The sequence below is a fragment of the Rathayibacter sp. PhB179 genome, from assembly GCF_004345345.1.
GTDB lineage: Bacteria > Actinomycetota > Actinomycetes > Actinomycetales > Microbacteriaceae > Rathayibacter > Rathayibacter festucae.
Window position 1 is genome coordinate 326001 of the sequence record NZ_SLVD01000001.1, and the last position, 16725, is coordinate 342725.

Here is a 16725-nt window from a genome sequence, read left to right on the forward strand (position 1 = left end):
TAGTGGAGGCATGCCCACCCCCGAGCGCACCTCCCTCGACGCGATCGTCCGCGCCGCCGCCGAGATCCTGGAGGAGGAGGGGCTCGCCGGCGTGACGATGCAGGCCGTCGCGCAGCGCGTCGGCGTGCGCGCCCCCTCCCTCTACAAGCGGGTCGAGGGCCGCGACCCCCTGCTGCGCCTGGTCGCCGAGGCGACGCTGGGCGAGCTCGCCGCGCGCGTCGAGCCGATCGAGGACGCCGCCGAGCTCGCCGGCGCCTTCCGCGCGTTCGGCCGCGAGCGGCCCGCCGCCTTCCTCCTGGTGATGGCGCCGGCACCCGGGACGCCGGTGGCCCGGCAGGAGTTCCGCGACGCGGCGAGCGCCTCCGTCCTCCGCGTCGCCGCCGGGCTCGCGGGCCAGGAGCACGCGCTCGAGGCCGCGCGCACCCTCACCGCCTGGAGCACCGGCTTCATCGGGATGGAGATCAACGGGGCGTTCACCCTCGGCGGCGACGTCGAGAGCGCCTGGCGCTTCGGGCTGAGCCGGGTGATCGCGGCGCTGGCGCTGGTGGAGGTGGAGCCGGCGGAGGTGGAGCCGGCGGAGGTCAGCGCGCCGCGGCCTCGTCCTCGAGGAAGCGCGGCCGGCTCGCAGCGAGTCCGCTGAGCAGCAGCACCACGAGGCTCGCCAGCAGCAGGACGTACGAGCCGGTCCAGCTCCCCTGCGCCTCGTAGAGCAGGCCGATCAGCAACGGCCCGGCGCAGGCGAGCGCGTAGCCGAGGCCCTGCGTCGCCCCGGAGAGCACCGAGGAGCCGGCCGTGCTGCGGGTCCTGGCGTTGACGAGGGTCAGCGTCATCGGGAAGGTGCTGACACCCAGGCCGAGGCAGACCACCCAGGCCACGGCGCCGGCCAGCGGCGCGACCAGCAGGCCGACGTAGCCGACGGCGAGCAGCGCGACGCAGACGACGACCACGATCGAGGGGTTCCGCATCCCGAGGGTCAGCGGCGGGACGACGAAGGCCGCTCCGAGGCCGAAGATCGAGAAGAGGGCGAGCAGCGCCCCGCCCTGGGCCGGGTCCGCGCCCGCGTCGACGAGGATCGTCGGCAGCCAGGTGATGATCGCGTAGGTGTTCAGCGCGGTCATCCCGAGCATCAGCACCATCGCCCAGAGCAGGCGGGTGCGCCAGGCTCCGGCGAGGCGGGTGGGCGCGGCGGCCGCGGCAGCGCCGGCCTCCCCGCGCCGGGCGAGCGCCGCCCAGAGCAGGCAGGCGACGGCGGTCAGCGCCGCCCAGACGCCGACGGCGAAGCGCCAGTCGAGGGCCGAGGCGAGCGGGACGGCGACCAGCGGGGCGACGAACTGGCCGGTCTGCAGCAGCGCGAGGTAGAGCGAGCTGATCGTCTTCAGCCGGTCGGCGAAGTAGCGCTTCACGATCGGCACGATCAGGACGTTCGAGGTTCCCACTCCGGCGAAGGCGACGACAGAGGAGAGCACCAGCGCGAGCGGGCTCGGGCTCAGCGCACGGAGCAGCAGGCCCGCGGTGGTCACCAGCGTCGCGACGGCGAGGGTGCGCTCGAGGCCGAAGCGGCGGGCGGCCGCGGCGGCGACCACGCCGAAGACGGCGAAGGAGGCGGTGACGATCGTGCCGAACGCGCCGTAGAGCGAGGGGCCGAAGCCGAGGTCGGCGCCGATCGTCTCGAGCAGCGGGCTGAAGCCGGTGACGGCCGTCCGGAGGTTGAGCGCCGTCATCACGATCGCGGCGAGTGCGAGGAGCGCGGTCCTCTGCGGGGTGACGACGGTGGACGTCATGGCGGCCTGCCCTGGGTAGGATGATGGGATGAATTCAGCCGAGCCTAGCGCGCCGGAGCCTCGATCGGTCGACCTCCGCGAACCGGAGCCGTTCCGCCGCGAGAGCGTCATCGATCACGTCACGGCGCTCTTCCACGAGGAGATCCGCTCCGGCCGGTGGGCCGTCGGCACGCGGATCCCGACGGAGCCGGAGCTGGTGCGCTGGAGCGGCGCCGGGCGGAACTCCGTGCGCGAGGCGGTGCAGACGCTCGTGCAGTCGGGGCTGGTGCGGCGGGAGCAGGGGCGCGGCACCTTCGTGATCGCGCGCTCGCAGCTCACCACGTCGCTCCGGAGACGGCTGCCCAGCGCCGAGCGGCGCGACGGCCTGGAGCTGCGCTTCGCGATCGACGGGGCGACCGCGGCCCTCGCCGCCGAGCGGCGGACGGCCGAGGACGTCGAGACGCTTCGGGCGCTGCTGGCGGCGCGCACCCGCTCCTGGGAGGGACACGACCTCGCCGAGCGGACTGCGACCGACACCGCGCTGCACCGCGCCGTCGTCGCCTCCACCCACAACGCACTCTTCCTCGAGCTCTACGACGGGCTGACGGGCCTCTTCGAGACGGTGCTGCAGGACGACGTCGTGGGCGAGGAGGACCGGCACGCCCGCGAGCACGCGCTGCTGGTCGAGTCGATCGCCGCGGGCGACGCGGACGGGGCCCGGCGAGCGATCGAGGAGCTGCTGGCGCCGCTGCTGGAGCCGGACGGCGAGCAGAACATCAGCTGAGAGGCCGCGTCATCGGCGATCGGCGATGAGACGTGCTCTCAGCCGATGTTCTGCGGGATCAGCGCCGTTCAGCGCTGCGGACGGCGCGTCGACCAGAGCGCCCAGGCCACCAGCAGCGGCTGGAAGACCAGCCGGACCGCGCGCTTGCGGTCGGTGTCGAGGCCGAACGCGCTGGTCTTCGTGACGTACTGCGAGACGTTGCCAGGGAAGATCGCGGTGAAGAACGCGGCGGCGGCCGCGCCCACCAGCGGCGCCCGGCGGCGCGCGAGCACCAGCGAGGCGCCGAGGCCGATCTCGACGACGCCGGACGCGAGCACGACCGTGTCCTTGTCCAGCGGCACCCACTCCGGCACCTGCGCCTGGAACTCCTCGCGCGCGCGGGTCAGGTGGCTGACGCCGGCGAAGACGAGGGCGGAGCCGAGGAGGACCTTGGCGCCGGTGCGGATCAGGGACGGAGTGGAGGAGGCCATCCCCCCATCGTTCCCGATCGAGCGGGCCGGAGTGCCCGGCAGCGCCCGAACCGCACGGATGTGCCGTGTCGGAGGCCCGGCCTAGTCTGATCGGGTGTCAGACCGCATCCTCGTCCTCACCACCGGCGGAACCATCGACAAGGAGTACTCGCTCGCGGGCGAGCTCGAGATCGGGGCGCCGACGATCCCGCGCCTGCTCGAGCCCGTGCTGTCGACGCTCGAGTTCCGCGTCGAGGAGGTCCTGCGGAAGGACAGCCTCGACCTCGACGACGCCGACCGCGCGCTGATCCGGGAGCGGGTGCTCTCGGCGGAGGAGGACCGGATCGTCCTCACCCACGGCACCGACACGATGACCCTGACGGCCGAGGCGCTCGGCGCCGTCCGCGACCGGGTCGTCGTGCTGACCGGCGCGATGCAGCCCGCTCGGATGCGCGACAGCGACGCCGCCTTCAACCTCGGCGCGGCCGTCGCGGCGGTGCAGCTGCTGCCGCCGGGCGTCTACCTCGCGATGAGCGGACGGGTGCTGCCGGCCGGCGCCGTCGTCAAGGACCGGGCGGCCGGGATCTTCCTGCCGGCCTGAGCCGCGCCGGCCCGAGCCCTGGCGACCGGAGACCGGGAGCCCGAGCCCGCGAACCGCGACGCCGCGCCGTCACTCCGCCGCCGCGACCGCCCGCGTGCATTCCGCGCACAGCCCGAAGACGTCCACGACGTGGTGCGCGTCGGTGAAGCCGTTCTGCGCCGCGACGCTGTGCGCCCAGGTCTCTACCGCGTCCGCGGCGATCTCGACGGTCAGCCCGCAGCGCCGGCAGATGAGGTGGTGGTGGTGGGTGCCCGGGGTGCAGGCGCGGTAGAGGCTCTCGCCGTCCGGCGACTGCAGCGAGTCGGCCTCACCCTCGACCGCGAGGTCGGACAGGGCGCGGTAGACCGTCGCCAGGCCGATCGGCGAGCCGGAGGCGTGCAGCGCGCTGTGCAGCCCCTGGGCGCTGACGAAGTCCTCGCGCTGAGTGAGCGCCTCGCGCACGGCCTCGCGCTGCCACGTGTTCCGCTTGACCACCGGTCCGCCTTCCCGTTTCACGACCCGCGCCACGCTATACCCCCGCCCCGACCGCGGCCGGCGAGCGCCGGCGCGAGGGCCGCCGCACGCCCTTGCGGCCGATGATCCGGCAGACGACGTAGATCGTGAACGAGATCGTGGTCACGTAGGGGCTGATCGGGACGGAGCCGCCGAGCGCGAGCAGGATGCCGCCGACCAGCGCGCCGACGGCGAAGAGCACGCTGAGCAGCGGCACGAGCACCGGCGACGCGGAGATCCGCAGCGCCGCGGCCGCGGGGGTGACCAGGATCGCGAGCACCAGCAGCGAGCCGACGATCTGCACCGACACCGCCACGGCGAGGCCGAGCAGCAGCATGAACACGATCGAGAGCGCCCGGGTCGGGATGCCGCGCGCGGCCGCCACGTCGGCGTCGACGCTCGCGAAGGTCAGCGGGCGCCAGATCAGCGCGAGCCCGATCACGACGACGATCGAGATGGCGATCAGCCAGCCCAGCTGCGGGTCGTCGACCGCGACGATCTGCCCGGTGAGCAGGCCGAACTTGTTCGCGCTCCGCCCCGGGTACAGCGCGAGGCAGAGGATCCCGAGGCCGAGGCCGAACGGCATCAGCACGGCGATGATCGAGTTGCGGTCGCGCGCTCGCGAGCCGAGCAGCCCGATCAGCAGCGCCGCGACCAGCGAGCCGACGATCGAGCCCTGCACCACGCCGACGCCGAGCAGCAGCCCGGCCGAGGCGCCTGCGAAGGACAGCTCGCTGATCCCGTGCACGGCGAAGGCCATGTCCCGCGACATCACGAAGACGCCGATCAGCCCGCCGACGACGCCGAGGACGGCGCCCGCGATCACGGAGTTCAGCAGCAGCGCGAGCAGCGCGCCGTAGTCGGAGAAGTCGAAGATCTGCGACCAGACGTCGTCGGTCATGCGCGCTCCTCCTCGTGCTCGTGCACGTGCGAGTGGTCGGGGGCGCCGACCACGATGACGCGGCCGCGCGCGCGGATCACGTCGACCGGCGCGTCGTAGAGCTCGCTGAGCACCTCGGAGCGCAGCACCTCGTCGGGGGTGCCGATCCGGAAGCGGCCGCCGGCCAGGTAGAGCACCCGGTCGACCATCCCGAGCACGGGATTCACGTCGTGGGTGACGAAGAGGACGCCGAGGTTCCGCTCGCGCCGGTGCCGATCGATCAGCTCGCTGACCGCGCGCTGGTGCGCGAGGTCGAGGGCGATCAGCGGCTCGTCGCAGAGCAGCAGGGCCGGGTCGCCGGCGAGGGCCTGGCCGACCCGGACGCGCTGCTGCTCGCCGCCGGAGAGGCTGCCGATCGGCGCATCGGCGTAGTCGGTGGCGCCGACGGCGGCGAGCAGGGCGTCGACCTGCGCGCGACGCGAGCGCGAGGGCAGCGGCAGGCCGAAGCGGTGGCCGTCGATGCCGAGGCCGATCAGGTCGCGGGCGCGCAGCGGGGTCCCCTCGTCGGCGAGCTTCTGCTGCGGGATGTAGCCGATGCGGCGGTTGCCGCGGTGCACCGGCTCGCCGAGGACGCGCAGCTCGCCGCTGCTGAGCGGCTGCTGGCCGAGGACCGCGCGGAGGAGGCTGGTCTTGCCGGAGCCGTTGGCGCCGAGCACCGCGACGAACTCGCCGGCCCGCACGTCGAGGTCGACGCCGCCCCAGAGCTCGCGGTCGCCGAAGCGCAGACCGGCGCCGCGCAGCTGCAGCACGGACGCCGAAAGGCCCGCCTCCGAGGAGGCGGGCGCTGACGACGGACCGGACGGGGTCGAGGAGGGTGGTGTCACGACGAGAGGGCTCCCTCGAGGGCGTCGAGGTTGGCGGTCATCCAGCCGACGTAATCGTCGCCCTCGGGCAGCGTCTCGGTGACGCCGACGGTCGGGACGCCGGCCGACTCCGCCGCGTCGAGCACGGCCTGGGTCTGCGAGCTCTCGGTCTGCTCGTTGAAGACGAGCGCGTCGACGGTGCCGTCGGAGAAGAGGGCGAGCGTCTCCTGCAGAGTGGTCGCGGGGACGTCGGTGCCCTCCTCGACCGCCTCGCTGAACGCCTCCGGAGTCGCGTTGACGAGCCCGAGCGCATCGGTCAGGTAGAGCGGGACGGGCTCGGTGATGGCGATCGAGCGGCCGCCGAGCGTGCCCTTCAGCTCCGCCTCGCGGTCGATCAGGGCGTCGAGGGAGCCGCCGAGGGTCTCGGCGTTCGCGGCGTAGGTCGCGGCGTTGTCCGCGTCGATCGTGGACAGCTCGTCGGCGATCGACGCGACCGTCTCCCGGACGGCGGACAGGTCGTACCAGACGTGCTCGTTGTACTCGGCGTGCTCGTGGCCGGCCTCGTCGTGATCGGCGTCGGCGCCCTCGTCCTCGTGGTCGTGCTCCTCCTCGAGCCCGGCGACGACGGTGGCGGTGATCACGGGGGCGGTCGAGCCGGAGGCGTCGATCATGGTGTCGACGAAGGAGTCGTAGCCGCCGCCGTTCTCGATCACGAGCGCCGCGTTCGAGAGGGCGAGCTGGTCGCGGGCCGTCGCCTCGTACTCGTGCGGGTCCTTGTCCGGGCTGTCGATGATGCTCGTGACGTCGACCAGATCGCCGCCGATGCTGCGGACCAGGTCGCCGTAGACGTCGGTCGACGCGACGACGGCGACCCTCCCCCTGTCGGCGGAGGCGCCGGTCGAGGAGGCCGTGCCGGAGCAGGCCGAGAGGGCGAGCGCGGTGCTGCCGAGCAGCGCGACGAGGGCGAGGGAGCGGGTCTTCACGGGTGAGCCGATCTGGGTCTGGAGCGGGGCGGTCGGGATGCTGACACGGTAGCGACTATTGATAACGATTGTCAAAGTCACTGCGGAGTACCTGCGTCGCGAGGAGTCGCCCGGGTCGCGTCGCGCGGAGTCACACGCGGTCACGGGTCGTCGCAATCCGGGAGGGCACCCGCCGCGGCTGCCACAGTCGCCGCAGCACCCCGCGATCGCCGCCTCCGCGGCGATCGCCCGCACCGGAAGGAACCACCGTGAGCAGCACCGTCTCGACCCCGAAGCTCGACAGCCGACTCCCGCTCGACAGCCCGCCCCCGACCGATCGCTGGGCCCGCTCCTCGCGCCCCGCCACTCCTGGTGAGTGGCTCGCCCGCGCCGAGGAGACCGCCGCGGTCCTCGCCGTCGACGCGCTCGAGCGCGACCGCGCCGGCGCCGCGCCTGTCGCCGAGGTCGCCCTGCTGAAGAGCGCGGGCCTGGTCACCCTGCTCGGCCCGCTCGAGCACGGCGGCGGCGGCCAGGAGTGGAGCGTCGCCCTCCGCGTGATCCGCACGATCGCTCGCGCCGACGGCTCGATCGGCCAGCTGCTCGGCTACCACTACCTCTGGGCCTGGGCGGCCCGGCTGGTCGGCACGCCCGAGCAGATCGCAGCCGTCGAGCAGCAGGCGACCGAGGGGAACCTGCTCTACGGCGGCGCGGTGAACCCGCGCGACTCCGATCTCACGGTCCGCGAGGAGGGCGACGAGCTGGTCTTCACCGGCCGGAAGTCGTTCTCGACCGGCGGAGTCGTCAGCGACCTGACCGTGCTCGAGGGCGTCCTCGAGGGGACGGACACCCACGTCTTCGCGATCGTGCCGACCGCGCAGGACGGCATCGTCTTCGGCCGCGACTGGAACAGCCTCGGGCAGCGCCTCACCGAGTCGGGCTCGGTCGAGATCCGCGGCGTGCGGGTGCCGTGGGCCGCGGCGGCGGGCTTCGTCGACCGGGTGTTCCAGCCGCTGGTCTACAACACCCTCAACGTGCCGACGATCCAGCAGGTGTTCGCCGAGTTCTACCTCGGCATCGCGCAGGGCGCACTCGAGCGGGCGGCGCAGTACACCCGCGAGTCGACGCGGGCGTGGCCGTACGGCGGCGACGACAAGGCCCGCGCGAGCGAGGAGTGGTACATCCTCGAGGGCTACGGCGACCTGCAGTCGCGCCTCTGGGCCGACGAGGCGCTGATCGACGCGACTGGCGCCGCCCTCTCGGCCGCGCTGCACGCGCCGCGCGAGGAGCTGACCCCGCGCCGCCGCGGCGAGATCGCCGTGCGGATCGCGGCCGCGAAGGCGCGCATCGTCGAGGACGGCCTGGCCGCCGCCACCCGCGTCTTCGAGCTGACCGGCGCCCGGGCCTCCTCGAGCTCGGTCGGCCTCGACCTCTACTGGCGCAACCTGCGGACCCACTCGCTGCACGACCCGCTGCCCTACAAGCGCCGCGAGGTCGGCGTCTACACGCTGCTCAACGAGGTGCCGGAGCCGAGCTGGTACACCTGATCCGCGGCGGCGGCGCGGACGGCGTCAGAGCAGGCCGTGCCGTCGGAACGCCGCCAGGACGCCGTCCTCACGCACGGAGGCGGTGACCTCGTCGGCGGCGGCGAGGGCCCCGGCGGAGGCGTTCCCCATCGCGATGCCCAGGCCCGCCGCGGCCAGCATCTCGACGTCGTTCGAGCTGTCGCCGATCGCCATCGTGTCCGCCAGCGGGTGGCCGAGGCGCTCGGCCAGGCGCACCAGCGCACTGCCCTTGTCGACGCCGCGGACGCTGACCTCGCCGCCGGCGTCGCCGAGGGACGGGATCGTGCCGGTGATCACGTGGAAGCGGTCGCCGAGGCCGTCGCGGACGAGGGCGAAGGCGGTGCCGTCCTCGCCGAAGAAGGTCGCCTTGGCGATGCCCTCCGTCGGGACGGTGCCGTAGCCGCCGCCCACCCCGCCGCTCGTGAAGACGTCGTCGTAGGACTGCAGCGAGTAAGCGATCCGGTGCGCCTCGAAGAAGCCGGCGATCGCCTCGACGTCCTCGGGCGCCATCGTCCGCGACTCGAGCAGGACGCCGTCGAGCTCGACGAAGCCGCCGGCCGCCGAGACGACCCCGTCGAAGCCGAGGTCGAGGACCTGCTGCGGGATCTCGGGACGCGAGCGGCCGGTCGCGACGAGGACGAGGTGGCCGTTGCTCCGGGCGCCGGTGATCGCCTCGCGCACCGACGGCGCGACGACCCCCTCGTCCAGGAGCGTGCCGTCGACGTCGAGCAGGACCAGTCGGGTGCGTGTCACCCGCGGAGCCTACCGGCCGGGTCCGACGCCCTCGCCGGCCGGCCCGCGTCCCGGGATCAGCCGAGCGTGCGCGGCGCCCGCCACTCCCAGGAGCGGTCCTCGTCGCCGATCGGCCGCAGCACCCGCGCCGGCACGCCGCCCGCGACCACCATCGGCGGCACGCTCGCCGTGACGACCGCGCCCGCCGCCACCACGGAGCCCGCGCCGATCACCACGCCGGGCAGCAGGATCGCGCCCGCGCCGATCCAGACGTCGTCCTCGATCACGACGGGCGCCGAGAACTGCGTGCCGTCGCGGCGCAGCTCCGGATGCACGGGGTGCCCGGTGGTGCTGATCGTGACGTTCGGCGCGATCATCACCCGGTCGCCGATGACGACCTCGACGTCGTCGACCAGCGTCAGCCCGAAGTTCACGTAGACGTCCGCGCCCAGGCGGACCCGGTTGCCGTAGGCGACGTGCAGCGGCGGCTCGACCCAGGCGCCCTCGCCGACCGCCTCGAACAGCTCGTGCAGCAGGCGCCGGCGCTCGTCGACCTCGCGGGGGCCGGTCGCGTTGTAGGCGTGGGCGAGCTCCTTGCCGCGGATCCGCTCCTCCTCGAGCGCCTCGAGGCCCTCGCCGGCGTCGACGTACAGCTCGTGGGCGTCCATCCGCCGGCGGACCTCGTGCTCGCGCGCGTCCATCGCGTCCCCTCTCGTCGTCACCAGCCTGGCACGGGGCGCCGACGGCCCCGGGTGCGCGGCGATGGGAGGAGGGACGGGGCATGCAGGGAGGAACGGGGGCGCTCACGAGGCGCGAGGTCGCCCGCGCCGCGTCAGCAGGCGCAGATCTCCCGGCGGATCCAGTCGCCGGCCTCGGCGACCGGCAGCTCGCCGCGCCGCAGCAGCCGGCTCCACTCGACCGCGCGCCCGGTGAGGCGGTCGTCCGCGGTGCCGCGGTGATCGCCGCCGGCCGTGCGCATCAGGAGGTGCGCGATCGGGCCGCCGAGGCGCAGCGTCGCGCCGGCCACCCCGGCGAAGTGCCGGGCCTGGCCGCGGGTGTCGTCGTCGTAGGGCTGGGCGAAGCCGCGGCCGCGGATCCGGTTGCTGCCGCCGGAGGCGAGGTCGATCAGCCCGAGCGGCCAGGGACGGATCCCGGCGACCTCGCGCGCGACCGCGGCGATCAGGACGCGGGGGCGGGGCGAGGTGGCGGCGAGGGCGTCGACGCGGTCGGCGAGGGCGGAGCAGGCGTCGTCGGAGGCGGGCACCCGCCCAGTGGAGCACAGGACGACTGGGCGGCGGCGGAGAGCAGCGGCCTTGACACCCGCGGCTCGCGCCAGCACCATCGACGGTACAACGTTAGAAACAGCGGGCGGCGATCGCCGACGATCACCCCGTCCGGCCCGGCCGGAGCCCGCCGACGCCTCGGAAGGGCCCCGAATGACCGACTCCTCCGCCACCTCCTCCCCCGCCGCCGCCGCCGCCGCGCGCGTCTTCCTCGATCCGGCCGCGGTGGTCGCTCCCGTGAATCCGCGGCTGTTCGGCTCGTTCGTCGAGCACCTGGGCCGCTGCGTGTACGACGGGATCTACGAGCCCGGGCACCCGACCGCGAACGAGGACGGCTTCCGCCTGGACGTCGTCGAGCTGGTCAAGGAGCTCGGTTCGACCACCGTCCGCTACCCCGGCGGGAACTTCGTCTCCGGCTACCGCTGGGAGGACGGCGTCGGACCGCGCGAGGACCGCCCGCGCCGCCGCGACCTGGCCTGGCACTCCCTCGAGACCAACGAGGTGGGCCTGGATGATTTCGCGAAGTGGGCGAAGCTGACCGGCAGCGAGATCATGTACGCCGTGAACCTCGGCACCCGCGGCGTCCTCGAGGCCCTCGACGTCCTCGAGTACGCCAACGGCAAGGCCGGCACGTTCCTCGCCGACCAGCGGATCGCGAACGGGTCGCCGGAGCCGCACGACATCCGCATGTGGTGCCTGGGCAACGAGATGGACGGCCCCTGGCAGGTCGGCCACATGAACGCCGACGACTACGGCAAGCTCGCCTCCCGCACCGCCAAGGCCCTGAAGATCGCCGACCCGTCCCTCGAGCTCGTGATCTGCGGCTCGTCCGGATCCTCGATGCCGACCTTCGGCGAATGGGAGCGCGTCGTCCTCGAGCACGCCTACGACGACGTCGAGTACGTCTCCTGCCACGCCTACTACCAGGAGTACGACGGCGACCTCGGCTCCTTCCTCGCGTCCTCCGTCGAGATGGAGTACTTCATCGCGACCGTCGCGGCCACCGTCGACCACGTCAAGCACAAGCTCCGCAAGACCAAGGACATCAAGCTCTCCTTCGACGAGTGGAACGTCTGGTACCTCCAGGAGTGGACCGAGAAGGAGAAGGCGGACGCCGAGGGCGACCAGAGCACCCGCGAGTGGGCCTACGCGCCGCGCCTGCTCGAGGACGTCTACTCCGTCGCCGACGCCGTCGTGCTCGGCAACCTGATGATCACGCTGCTGAAGAACTCCGACCGGGTCACCTCGGCGTCGCTCGCGCAGCTCGTCAACGTCATCGCGCCGATCATGACCGAGCCGGGCGGAGCCGCCTGGCGGCAGACCACGTTCTTCCCGTTCTCCACCACCGCGCGCCTCGCGTCGGGCTCGGTCCTGAAGCCGCGGATCGAGGTCGGGTCCTACTCCACCGCGCGGCACGGCGACGCGCCGCTGGTCGATTCCGTCGCGACGCTCGACGACGGCCGCGCGGCCGTGTTCCTGGTGAACCGCTCGACGACCGACGCCCTAGAGGTCACGGTCGACGTGAACGGCCTCGGCGTCTCCACCGTCGCCGAGGCGGTCGCCCTCTTCGACGAGGACGTCTACGCGAAGAACACCAAGGACGACCAGAACCGCGTCGGCCTCAAGCCCGTCGACGCCGACCTGGCGGACGGCGTGCTGACGCTGACGCTGCCCCCGGTCTCCTGGACGGCCGTCGCCCTGACGGCGTAGCGCCCGGACCGGGTGGGTCTCGATACGCGGGCCTTCGACCCGCTACTCGACCAGCATGGAAGGCGAGCTGCGCTCCCTGTTCTCCACGGGCGCGGGCGCTCCCTGTTCTCCAAGGGCGCGGGCGCTCCATGCTGATCGAGTAGCCCGCGCAGCGGGCGTATCGAGATCCACCCACGTCAGCACGGAGGCCTGCAGACCGGGACTGCTGAGCACGGCGGGTCTCGATACGCCGCTCCGCAGCTACTCGACCAGCATGATGGGGAGAGCTGCGCTCCCTGCACTCCGCGGGCGTGGCGCAGGCCCTCCCTGCTGATCGAGTAGCCCGCACCGCGGGCGTATCGAGATCCCCCACCGCCGACGCCCTCAGCGCAGCAGCGCCTCGAGGTCCGCGACACCGCGCCCGGCGAGCGTCGGCCAGAGCGTGCGGTCCGCGCCCGGCGCGAGCTCCGCATCGTGCGGCACCCCGACCGCGCACGCCCCGGACGCCACGGCCGCCGCGAGTCCCGTCGGCGAGTCCTCGATCGCGACACAGTGCGCGATGTCGACGCCGAGCGTCGCGGCCGCCAGCAGGTACGGCTCCGGATCCGGCTTGCCGCGCGACACGTCGTCGCCGGTGACGAGCGCGGCGAGCGGCACCTCCGCCGCCAGCGCATCGACGACGACCTGCGCCATCACGCGTGACGACGTGGTCACGATCGCCTGCCGCACCCCCGCCCGGTGCACGTCGCGCAGCAGCTCGCGCGCCCCCGGCCGCCACACCAGCCCGCGGTGCATCTCCGCGAGCACGTCGCGCTCGAGCGCCGCCTCCACCTCGGCGTCCGGCAGCTCGACCCCGGCGGCCTGCAGCGCCCGCACCGTCTGCTCCATCGTGCTGCCGATCAGCGCGAGCGCGTCGGCACGCGTCCACTCGCGGCCGAAGCGCCCGGCGAGCACCTCCTGCGCCCGCACCCACGCGGGCTCCGAGTCGACGATCGTGCCGTCCATGTCCCAGAGCACCGCCTCCAGGCCGGTCGCACCCTCCGGGCCGGGCACTGCCTCGAGCCCGGTCACGACGCGGCCCCCGCCGTGCGGCTCCGACCGAGGACCCCGGCGAGCAGCACCGCCACGACCCCCGCGATCGGCACCACCAGGAGCCCCACCCGCAGCCCCGCGCCGTCGGCGACCAGCCCGACGATCGGCGGCGAGAGCAGGAAGCCGAGCCGCATCAGCCACGAGACGATCGTGACTCCGGTGCCCGCGCGCAGCCCCCGGATCTCGTCGGCCTCGTGCATCGCCGCGGGGACCGTCGTCGCGAGCCCGAAGCCGGCGGCCGCGAATCCGGCGATCGTGCCCGGAACGGACGGGAACGCCAGCGCCGCCCCCATCCCGAGCGCCGCGATCGCCCCGCCGATCCGCAGCACGGTGCGCTGGCCGAAGCGGTCGACCAGCCGGTCGCCGAGGATGCGCCCGACGAACTGCGCGCCGACCAGCGCGACGAAGCCGTACGCCGCCACCGCCGCGGTCGCCCCGAGCGAGCCGCCCAGGTAGACGGCGGCCCAGGTCGACGCCGCGTCCTCGACGAGGGTGCCCGCGATCGCCACCGCGACCATGGCCGCGAGCAGCAGCACCACCCGCGGGCGGACGCGAGCCCGCACGACCCGCGCGGCCCCCGGCTCGGCCGCGGTCTCGTCGTCGCGACCCCGCAGGAGGAAGCGCAGCGCGGTCAGCGCGACCACCGCGAAGAGCACCCCCGAGATGCTCAGGTGCACGGCGCGGGGCAGGCCGAGCGCGATCGCCCCGGCCGCCATCGAGCCGCCGAGGACCGCGCCGATCGACCAGATCGCGTGGAAGGAGTTGATGATCGAGCGCCCGTAGCGGCGCTGTACCCGCAGACCGTGGCTGTTCTGCGCGACGTCGGTGATCGCATCGGTCGCGCCGGCGAAGGCGAGAGCCCCGGCGAAGACCAGCAGCGACGGCGAGAAGCCGGCCAGCACCGTCCCGATCGCGGTGAGGATCGTGCCGAGCACCGCGGCGCGGCCGCTGCCGAGCCGCCGGATCACGACGGCCGCGGCGAGCCCGGCGACGACCGCGCCGGCCGGGAACGCGGCGATCGCGACCCCGTAGGCCGCGTTGTCGAGCGCCAGGTCGGCCTTGATCTCGGGGAAGCGCGGGACGAGGTTGGCGAAGAGCGCGCCGTTGGTGAGGAAGAGCGCGGCGACGGCGGTGCGGGCGCGGCGCGACTCGGTGGACGGCGGCGCGAGGGCGGTGGACATGCGTACGACCGTACACGCAGTGTGTACGATCGTGCACATGGACAGCACCGACCACGTCGCCGCCGAGCATGTCGCCGACGAGCATTTCGCCGCCGACCACTTCGCCGGCGACGAGCGCAGCAACCGCGAGCGGATGCTCGCCGGCGACCTCTACATCGCCGACGACCCGGAGAGCACGCGCCTCGCGCAGCGCGCCGCGCGACTCGCCGACGCCTACCACCGCGCCGCTCTCGCCGACGAGGCGGCCGCCCGCCCGCTGCTCGAGGAGCTGCTCGGCTCCCTCGGCGAGGGCGCGTTCGTGAAGCCGCCGCTGTTCGTCGACTACGGCGAGAACATCACGATCGGCCCGCGCACCTTCGTCAACTACCACCTGACCGCGCTCGACGTCGCGGCGATCACCATCGGCGCCGACTGCCAGATCGGCCCGAACGTCCAGCTGCTCACGCCGACGCACCCGGTGGAGCCCGGTCCGCGCCGCGACAAGCTCGAGGCCGCGCGGCCGATCACGATCGGCGACAACGTCTGGCTCGGCGGCGGCGTGATCGTCTGTCCCGGGGTGAGCATCGGCGACGACAGCGTGATCGGAGCGGGTGCCGTCGTCACCCGCGACATCCCGGCCGGCGTCGTCGCCGTCGGCACTCCGGCACGCGTGATCCGGAGCGTCACCGAGTGACCGAGACCGCTGAGAGCGCGCCCGTCCCGCGCGCACCACGCCGCACCGACCCGCACCGGCGCGACCGCATCATCGACGCCTGCCTCGACGTCATCGCGGAGGAGGGGGTCGCCGGCACCTCGCACCGCCGCGTGGCCGCCGCCGCCGACGTGCCGCTCGGCTCGATGAGCTACCACTTCGCCGGGATGGACGAGCTGCTGCACGAGGCGTTCACCCGCTTCGCCGACTCCGTCGCCGAGCAGACCCTGCGGCGGATGACCGACGCCCGCACCCCCGACGAGGCGCGCGAGGCCGTCGTCGACGTCGTCCTGCACGACATCTTCGGCAGCCGCCGCGAGCTCGTGATCACCCACGAGCTCTACACCCTCGCCGCCCGACGTCCGGAGTACCGCAGCATCACGCACACCTGGATGGCCCGCTCCCGCGCCGCCCTCGAGCGCCACGTCGACCCGATGACCGCCCGCATGCTCGACGCCCTGATGGAGGGCCTGACCATCCACCGCGCCCTCGACGAGGAGCCCGCCGACGACGCCGTCGTCCGCGAGGCCGTCCGCCGCATCCTCGGCTGACCCGTCCCTCCCCTCCCCCTCCGCGAGATGCCACTTGTGCACGCTTCTCACGGCGTGTCGCGTGCACAAGTGGCATCTCGCGGAGGGGTCAGGCGGGGGTGGCAGGGTGGAGGGATGGCTTCTCCCCAGGACTTCGACCTCGACGAGCTGCGGGGGCGCGTGCTGGAGGAACGCGGCGGGGAGGTGGACGACAGCATCCCGGAGCTCGCGGCGGCCGACCCGGAGCTGTGCGGGATCGCGCTCGCGCTGCCGGACGGCACCGTGCGCTCGAGCGCGCAGGCGGACGTGCCGTTCAGCATCCAGTCGGCGGTCAAGCCGTTCCTCTTCGCGCTCGCGCTGCTCGACACCGACGGCGACGCGCTCGACCGCGTCGGCATCGAGCCGACCGGCGAGGCGTTCGACGCCCTCAAGCTCGAGAGCGGCACCGGCCGCCCGCCGAACCCGATGGTCAACGCGGGCGCCCTGCTGACCGCTGCACTCGTCGACGGCGGCGACGCGGAGGGCCGCGGCGAGCGCATCCTCCGCGGTCTCTCCGCCTTCGCCGGCCGCTCGCTGGAGGTCGACGAGAGCGTCGCCTCGAACGAGCACCTGCTCGGCGACCGCAACCACGCCCTCGCGCACCTCATGCGCGCGGAGGGGACGCTGCAGCTCGGCGCCGACGACGCGGTCGCCGCCTACGCCCGCGCCTGCGCCGTGCTCGTCGACGCGGAGGCCCTCGCGGTGATGGGCGCGACCCTCGCGCTCGGCGGCGTGAATCCCGCGACCGGCGAGCGCGTCGTGCCGGCCCGCGTCGCCCGCGACGTCGTCTCCGTGATGGCCACCTGCGGCGTCTACGACGGCTCCGGCCGCTGGATGCGCGCCGTCGGCGTCCCCGCCAAGTCGAGCGTCTCCGGCGCGATCGTCCTCTCCGCCCCCGGCCGCCTCGGTGCCGCCGTCGTCAGCCCGCCCCTCGACTCCCAGGGCACCAGCGTCCGCGGCGCCGCCGCGAGCACCCTCCTGTCGGCCGAGCTCGCCCTGCACTCCTTCGACCCGACCCCCCGCTGATGCTGATGCTGATCGAGTAGCGCCCGCAGGGCGCGTATCGAGATCCGCCCGCACTGAACACGTGGGTCTCGATACGCCGCTCCGCGGCTGCTCGACCAGCATGGGTGGG

At 73.8% G+C, this 16725-nt stretch carries 19 protein-coding genes; 8 read left to right on the plus strand and 11 right to left on the minus strand.

All coding sequences use genetic code 11. The annotated features are described in order from the left end of the window. Nucleotides 1-10 precede the first annotated feature (10 nt). Nucleotides 11-640, plus strand: coding sequence for a TetR/AcrR family transcriptional regulator (locus tag EDF43_RS01610; protein ID WP_132435032.1), 630 nt, complete (start codon nucleotides 11-13; stop codon nucleotides 638-640). Here the strand turns inward: EDF43_RS01610 and EDF43_RS01615 are convergent. Beyond that, a complete protein-coding gene (locus EDF43_RS01615; RefSeq protein WP_132435034.1) occupies nucleotides 582-1781 on the minus strand; it encodes an MFS transporter in 1200 nt (399 codons plus the stop codon). The genes EDF43_RS01610 and EDF43_RS01615 overlap by 59 nt on opposite strands. A 28-nt stretch (nucleotides 1782-1809) precedes the next feature. Between EDF43_RS01615 and EDF43_RS01620 the strand changes: the two genes are divergently transcribed. After that, on the plus strand, nucleotides 1810-2544 hold the full coding sequence (locus EDF43_RS01620) for an FCD domain-containing protein (RefSeq protein ID WP_132435036.1): 735 nt from the start codon (nucleotides 1810-1812) through the stop codon (nucleotides 2542-2544). Between the two features lie 68 nt (nucleotides 2545-2612). Here the strand turns inward: EDF43_RS01620 and EDF43_RS01625 are convergent, their stop codons facing one another. After that, nucleotides 2613-3014: a hypothetical protein gene (locus EDF43_RS01625; protein ID WP_123444687.1), complete on the minus strand. Its 402-nt coding sequence runs from the start codon at nucleotides 3012-3014 to the stop codon at nucleotides 2613-2615. Between the two features lie 94 nt (nucleotides 3015-3108). On the opposite strand from EDF43_RS01625, the gene EDF43_RS01630 reads away from it, so the two are divergent. Beyond that, nucleotides 3109-3594 (plus strand): asparaginase domain-containing protein, encoded by a 486-nt coding sequence (locus tag EDF43_RS01630; protein ID WP_123444686.1) that lies wholly within the window; start codon nucleotides 3109-3111, stop codon nucleotides 3592-3594. Nucleotides 3595-3663: 69 nt separating this feature from the next. On the opposite strand, the gene EDF43_RS01635 is transcribed toward EDF43_RS01630, so the two are convergent. The 4 genes from EDF43_RS01635 to EDF43_RS01650 all read right to left on the minus strand — a co-directional run bounded on the left by EDF43_RS01635 (nucleotide 3664) and on the right by EDF43_RS01650 (nucleotide 6812). After that, on the minus strand, nucleotides 3664-4068 hold the full coding sequence (locus EDF43_RS01635) for a transcriptional repressor (RefSeq protein WP_123734752.1): 405 nt from the start codon (nucleotides 4066-4068) through the stop codon (nucleotides 3664-3666). A 34-nt stretch (nucleotides 4069-4102) separates the two neighbouring features. Then, entirely contained in the window at nucleotides 4103-4987 is an 885-nt protein-coding gene (locus EDF43_RS01640; RefSeq protein WP_123701428.1) for a metal ABC transporter permease, read from the minus strand. Beyond that, complete coding sequence (locus EDF43_RS01645; RefSeq protein ID WP_243581136.1) at nucleotides 4984-5775, minus strand: ATP-binding cassette domain-containing protein; 792 nt, start codon at nucleotides 5773-5775, stop codon at nucleotides 4984-4986. The genes EDF43_RS01640 and EDF43_RS01645 overlap by 4 nt, the downstream gene beginning before the upstream one ends. A 71-nt stretch (nucleotides 5776-5846) precedes the next feature. Then, the gene (locus tag EDF43_RS01650; protein ID WP_207901600.1) at nucleotides 5847-6812 is read right to left on the minus strand and encodes a zinc ABC transporter substrate-binding protein; all 966 of its coding nucleotides are present in this window, start codon (nucleotides 6810-6812) and stop codon (nucleotides 5847-5849) included. A gap of 248 nt (nucleotides 6813-7060) precedes the next feature. Here EDF43_RS01650 and EDF43_RS01655 point away from each other — a divergent pair, with 248 nt between their 5' ends. Beyond that, entirely contained in the window at nucleotides 7061-8335 is a 1275-nt protein-coding gene (locus EDF43_RS01655) for an acyl-CoA dehydrogenase family protein (protein WP_132435038.1), read from the plus strand. A 24-nt stretch (nucleotides 8336-8359) separates the two neighbouring features. Here EDF43_RS01655 and EDF43_RS01660 read toward each other — a convergent pair whose 3' ends face one another. From EDF43_RS01660 to EDF43_RS01670, 3 genes are all read right to left on the minus strand, one after another. Next, nucleotides 8360-9106 (minus strand): HAD family hydrolase, encoded by a 747-nt coding sequence (locus tag EDF43_RS01660; RefSeq protein ID WP_132435052.1) that lies wholly within the window; start codon nucleotides 9104-9106, stop codon nucleotides 8360-8362. A 56-nt stretch (nucleotides 9107-9162) separates the two neighbouring features. Continuing rightward, nucleotides 9163-9786, minus strand: a complete 624-nt coding sequence (locus EDF43_RS01665) for a DapH/DapD/GlmU-related protein (protein ID WP_123734747.1) — start codon at nucleotides 9784-9786, stop codon at nucleotides 9163-9165. 131 nt (nucleotides 9787-9917) lie between these two features. Next, nucleotides 9918-10349 carry a hypothetical protein gene (locus EDF43_RS01670; RefSeq protein WP_132435054.1) on the minus strand — a complete coding sequence of 144 codons (432 nt, stop codon included), beginning with the start codon at nucleotides 10347-10349 and terminating at the stop codon, nucleotides 9918-9920. Nucleotides 10350-10521: 172 nt separating this feature from the next. Here EDF43_RS01670 and EDF43_RS01675 point away from each other — a divergent pair, with 172 nt between their 5' ends. Continuing rightward, nucleotides 10522-12078, plus strand: a complete 1557-nt coding sequence (locus tag EDF43_RS01675) for an alpha-L-arabinofuranosidase C-terminal domain-containing protein (RefSeq protein WP_132435056.1) — start codon at nucleotides 10522-10524, stop codon at nucleotides 12076-12078. 363 nt (nucleotides 12079-12441) lie between these two features. On the opposite strand, the gene EDF43_RS01680 is transcribed toward EDF43_RS01675, so the two are convergent. Next, nucleotides 12442-13128: an HAD family phosphatase gene (locus EDF43_RS01680; protein ID WP_243646203.1), complete on the minus strand. Its 687-nt coding sequence runs from the start codon at nucleotides 13126-13128 to the stop codon at nucleotides 12442-12444. Next, the gene (locus EDF43_RS01685) at nucleotides 13125-14330 is read right to left on the minus strand and encodes an MFS transporter (protein WP_132435058.1); all 1206 of its coding nucleotides are present in this window, start codon (nucleotides 14328-14330) and stop codon (nucleotides 13125-13127) included. The genes EDF43_RS01680 and EDF43_RS01685 overlap by 4 nt, the downstream gene beginning before the upstream one ends. Nucleotides 14331-14367: 37 nt before the next feature. Here EDF43_RS01685 and EDF43_RS01690 point away from each other — a divergent pair, with 37 nt between their 5' ends. The 3 genes from EDF43_RS01690 to glsA all read left to right on the plus strand — a co-directional run bounded on the left by EDF43_RS01690 (nucleotide 14368) and on the right by glsA (nucleotide 16616). Next, nucleotides 14368-15003, plus strand: a complete 636-nt coding sequence (locus tag EDF43_RS01690; RefSeq protein ID WP_132435060.1) for a sugar O-acetyltransferase — start codon at nucleotides 14368-14370, stop codon at nucleotides 15001-15003. Continuing rightward, nucleotides 15000-15572 carry a TetR family transcriptional regulator gene (locus EDF43_RS01695; protein ID WP_132435062.1) on the plus strand — a complete coding sequence of 191 codons (573 nt, stop codon included), beginning with the start codon at nucleotides 15000-15002 and terminating at the stop codon, nucleotides 15570-15572. The genes EDF43_RS01690 and EDF43_RS01695 overlap by 4 nt, the downstream gene beginning before the upstream one ends. Nucleotides 15573-15686: 114 nt before the next feature. Beyond that, nucleotides 15687-16616, plus strand: coding sequence for a glutaminase A (gene glsA, locus EDF43_RS01700; protein ID WP_132435064.1), 930 nt, complete (start codon nucleotides 15687-15689; stop codon nucleotides 16614-16616). The last annotated feature ends 109 nt before the right edge of the window (nucleotides 16617-16725 follow it).

Excerpts from the sequence above, each read along its gene's own strand:
- EDF43_RS01690 (WP_132435060.1), top strand. The coding sequence starts at position 14,368 with ATGGACAGCACCGACCACGTCGCCGCCGAGCATGTCGCCGACGAGCAT.
- EDF43_RS01640 (WP_123701428.1), bottom strand. The coding sequence starts at position 4,987 with ATGACCGACGACGTCTGGTCGCAGATCTTCGACTTCTCCGACTACGGC.
- EDF43_RS01685 (WP_132435058.1), bottom strand. The coding sequence starts at position 14,330 with ATGTCCACCGCCCTCGCGCCGCCGTCCACCGAGTCGCGCCGCGCCCGC.
- EDF43_RS01610 (WP_132435032.1), top strand. The coding sequence starts at position 11 with ATGCCCACCCCCGAGCGCACCTCCCTCGACGCGATCGTCCGCGCCGCC.
- EDF43_RS01625 (WP_123444687.1), bottom strand. The coding sequence starts at position 3,014 with ATGGCCTCCTCCACTCCGTCCCTGATCCGCACCGGCGCCAAGGTCCTC.
- EDF43_RS01615 (WP_132435034.1), bottom strand. The coding sequence starts at position 1,781 with ATGACGTCCACCGTCGTCACCCCGCAGAGGACCGCGCTCCTCGCACTC.
- EDF43_RS01620 (WP_132435036.1), top strand. The coding sequence starts at position 1,810 with ATGAATTCAGCCGAGCCTAGCGCGCCGGAGCCTCGATCGGTCGACCTC.
- EDF43_RS01675 (WP_132435056.1), top strand. The coding sequence starts at position 10,522 with ATGACCGACTCCTCCGCCACCTCCTCCCCCGCCGCCGCCGCCGCCGCG.
- EDF43_RS01665 (WP_123734747.1), bottom strand. The coding sequence starts at position 9,786 with ATGGACGCGCGCGAGCACGAGGTCCGCCGGCGGATGGACGCCCACGAG.
- glsA (WP_132435064.1), top strand. The coding sequence starts at position 15,687 with ATGGCTTCTCCCCAGGACTTCGACCTCGACGAGCTGCGGGGGCGCGTG.